Source organism: Polaromonas sp. P1_E1_2 (genome assembly GCF_056406035.1).
In genome coordinates this window covers 1-3,516 of sequence record NZ_JBFUAZ010000460.1, presented here as the reverse complement: position 1 = coordinate 3,516, position 3,516 = coordinate 1, and the positions used below count along the sequence as shown (strand labels likewise).

General features: G+C 63.3%; 5 protein-coding genes. All 5 read right to left on the bottom strand.

Going from position 1 to position 3,516, the window contains the following annotated elements; translation table 11 throughout:
- Positions 1 to 651, bottom strand: a 651-nt coding sequence (locus AC1D1P_RS17975) for an EamA family transporter (RefSeq protein WP_477673907.1), incomplete at its 3' end; no start/stop codon positions are given.
- 26 nt (positions 652 to 677) lie between these two features.
- On the bottom strand, positions 678 to 1,100 hold the full coding sequence (locus AC1D1P_RS17970; RefSeq protein WP_348045618.1) for a BLUF domain-containing protein: 423 nt from the start codon (positions 1,098 to 1,100) through the stop codon (positions 678 to 680).
- A 2-nt stretch (positions 1,101 to 1,102) separates the two neighbouring features.
- A complete protein-coding gene (folE, locus tag AC1D1P_RS17965) occupies positions 1,103 to 1,825 on the bottom strand; it encodes a GTP cyclohydrolase I (RefSeq protein WP_477669814.1) in 723 nt (240 codons plus the stop codon).
- Positions 1,826 to 1,965: 140 nt separating this feature from the next.
- The gene (gene clsB / locus AC1D1P_RS17960) at positions 1,966 to 3,192 is read right to left on the bottom strand and encodes a cardiolipin synthase ClsB (protein ID WP_477673906.1); all 1,227 of its coding nucleotides are present in this window, start codon (positions 3,190 to 3,192) and stop codon (positions 1,966 to 1,968) included.
- A gap of 133 nt (positions 3,193 to 3,325) precedes the next feature.
- Positions 3,326 to 3,516 (bottom strand): NUDIX hydrolase (locus tag AC1D1P_RS17955; RefSeq protein WP_477673905.1); only part of this gene is annotated, 191 nt, incomplete at its 5' end.

Sequence of the window (3,516 nt, the reverse complement as noted above, 5' to 3'; positions counted from 1 at the left end):
CTTCCACAACACCCTGGCCGCAGCGGGGTCGCGCAGCAAGGCGGGTGCCAGCACCACCATGCGCAGCAGGCAGCCCATGTAATCCACCAGGATCGGCGACATCAGCAGGATCTTGACCGCATAGCCATCGACGACGGTATAGCTGGCGATAAAGGCGCCGCTCAGCAAGCCATAGACCATGCCCTTGCGCACCCGCTGGCGCTGCGCCGGGTCGTGCGAGGCGCGCCATAGGCCCGGCCCACCGGCGACCAGAAACACGCCGCCCACGACACCCGCGATACCGGCAACACCGAGCGCGGAAATCTGCTCGCCCAGCAGCAAGATGGCGGCCAGCGACGACAGCAGCGGCCCCGAGCCCCGCGCCAGCGGATAGACCACGGTGAGGTCCGCCTTGCGGTAGCCACGCAACAGGACGATGTAATAGACGGTGTGCAGCACGGCGCTGGCACACAGCAGCAGCCATTGCGCCCAACCCCAGCGCGGCAGCTCGGCAATGCCGAACCAGATGCCCAGCGGCGCCCACGCCACCAGCAGCACCAGGCCGGTAAAAGCGGCAAAGCGGGCATCACCGCCCGCCTTCTTGGCGGCGATGTTCCAGCTGGCGTGAATCAGTCCGGCGAGGAGTACGAGGGCCAAGGCGCCTAAAGACACGCGTCAGGCCTGGCGGTACGCAGGCCTCAAACCCTGCCGCAGATGGAGGCGGTGGCCATCAGGTCTTCGAGCAGCGCGAACGACACCTTGCCCGACACCGAGTAAGGATCCAGCTCGGCTTTTTCGGAGTATTTAAGCAGGATGGAATGGTTGAGCTTGGACAGGTTGACCTGGCCCATGGTCCAGCCGCCAAAACGGCGCTCGGAAATTTCCTCGAAGTGCAGGAGGATCACATCCTTGTGGCGGGCGTCCTGCTGGATGTGGCCGAACAGTTCGCTGACCGCCATGCGGCCGCCTTCGATGGCCTGCAGGAAGATGCCACCGCCGTAGCAGAGGATGCCGGTGATGCCTGACGAGGGGTTGTGCTGGCGCGATTGCGAGAGGATGCCTTCGATGGCCTCGGGGCTCGTGTCGACCGCGCGGCTTGCGTAAAGTAAACGTACCAACATGGTTAGCCTTTCTGCGGGATCAATGCGAGGAACTCGCGGCGCAATGTCGAATCTTTCAGGAAGACGCCGCGCATCACCGAATTGATCATCTTGCTGTCCATGTCTTTGACGCCGCGCCAGGCCATGCAGTAGTGGCTGGCCTCCATCACGATGGCCAGGCCGTCGGGCTGGGTTTTTTCCATGATGAGGTCGGCCAGTTGCACCACCGCCTCTTCCTGGATCTGCGGGCGGCCCATGACCCATTCGGCCAGGCGCGCGTACTTTGAGAGGCCGATCACATTGGTGTGCTCATTGGGCAGCACGCCGATCCATATCTTGCCGATGACGGGGCAGAAATGGTGGGAGCAGGCGCTGCGAACCGTGATCGGCCCGACGATCATCAGCTCGTTGAGGTGCTCGGCGTTAGGGAATTCGGTGATGGTGGGAGGCGCTACATAGCGGCCCTTGAACACCTCGTTGAGGTACATCTTGGCCACGCGGCGCGCGGTGTTGTTGGTGTTGTGATCGCCGTCAGTGTCGATCACCAGGCTGTCAAGCACGCCCTGCATCTTGCCGGTCACTTCATCGAGCAGCTTTTCCAGCTCGCCCGGTTCAATGAACTTGGCGATGTTGTCGTTGGCGTGAAAGCGCTTGCGAGCCTGGGCCAGGCGTTCGCGGATCTTGACGGAGACGGGTGTGCCCTCGTCGGTCGCGTCCTGGGGGGGCGTATCGGATTTCATAAGCATGCCAGATATTACCAGTCCGCCCTTAAACCGTCTTGTCCGGAATTTGATAAGGTTTTTGGCCTCCAGCCCTTTCCTCATGAGCGCAAGCAGCTATCAAATTAATAGCTAACGACATGAAGGCCGGGCTGGCGCAGGACGCCTCAATAGCGCTGGCCTGCCACCAGCAGCGCCAGCCGCACCAGGGCATAGGCTATCCAGCCTCGCAGCCGCAGGCCAAAGGGGCGATGGCTGTGGTCGGCCGGCTCCATGCGCCGCCCCTGTTTCACCATGGCCTCGCGCACAATACCCGCCAGGCTTTCGGCAAAGGCCTTGTCCTCAACCACCACATTGGCCTCGCGGGCCAGCAGCAGGCTCAGGGGATCCAGGTTGGAGGAGCCCACGGTGGCCCAATGCCCGTCCACCACAGCCACCTTGGCGTGCAGGAAACCGGCCTCGTATTCATGGATTTCCACGCCGGCCTCCAGCAAGGCGCCATAGAAGGGCCGGGCCGCATGGTATTGCATGAAGTACTCGTAGCGCCCCTGCAGCAGCAAGGTGACACGCACACCGCGCCTGGCCGCCCCGATGAGGGCGCGCCGCAGCTTGCCGCCCGGCAGAAAATAGGCGTTGGCAATGATGATTTCCCGGTGTGCCTTGCCAATGGCCCTGCGATAGGCGCGCTCGATGCTGCTACGGTTACGCAAGTTGTCGCGCAGGATCAGCGCCGCCTTGGGGCCGGCAACGCCAGACCCGTTACCCACCACGAGCGATGTGGTGCCAGTGCGCCCGCCGTACCCCGCCGCCCTGAACTTTTCCCATGCGGCAGCCATGTGGCGCTGCCGCGCGCTGTAACCGGCCTGCACACGCCACCACAGCAGCGCCATGGCATCGGCGGCCTCCTCCGCCAGCGGGCCGGTGGCAGCCACGGCGAAATCGACGCGCGGAGTCTGGAGCTCCCCGTGGTTGGGATCGTAGAAATCATCGAGCACATTGATGCCGCCGCAAAACACCGTGTGCTGGTCCACCACGCAGAGCTTGCGGTGCAGCCGGCGCCAGCGCTCGGGCAGCAGCAGGCCCAGACGGCTCAGGCCCKTCCCCAAGGGCGAGTACACGCACCAGTCGACTTTCGACGCCGCGAATTTTTCGCGCCACTCGGCAGGAAGAGGACCGGTGCCTATGCCGTCGACCAGCACCTGCACTGTGACGCCGCGCAGGGCCGCGCGAACCAGGGCTTCAGCGACATCCGCGCCGGCGCCGTTGAAATCAAAAATATAGGTTTCCAGCTGAATCCAGGTCTGCGCCGCGTCCAGGGCCTTGACGAGTGCGGGGAAAAAATCCCGGCCGCCCTGGAGCAACTGCAACGCACCGGACTTGTGGAGTGGAAACATGGCCAGCGGCTTTTTTTCCTGGAAGTATGGAGAGTTGACGGGAAGGTCCATTCCATTTGAACCGACTGGCCGGTGTTTGCCAATCCAGTGAGACGCCAAACTCACAAAGTGTTGCGCCTGCGCGCTGCGCGGCTCAAGCCATGAATTTCGGCAGGAGGAGCACCGCTTCCGCATTCGAAGGGGAAAAACACAGGTCGGCAGCGGCGTAGTGCGGCAGCCATTGCCAGGCGGTGTGCTCCCTGGGGCTGAGCTTTACATCGCAGGCCTGGGGCAAACACAGGCTGAGGACATGTTCGGTGTTGTGGGTGATGCCGGGCGCATACC

Bases quoted from the DNA above. Each gene is read 5' to 3' on its own strand.
- AC1D1P_RS17970 (WP_348045618.1), bottom strand. From the start codon at position 1,100: ATGTTGGTACGTTTACTTTACGCAAGCCGCGCGGTCGACACGAGCCCC.
- folE (WP_477669814.1), bottom strand. From the start codon at position 1,825: ATGCTTATGAAATCCGATACGCCCCCCCAGGACGCGACCGACGAGGGC.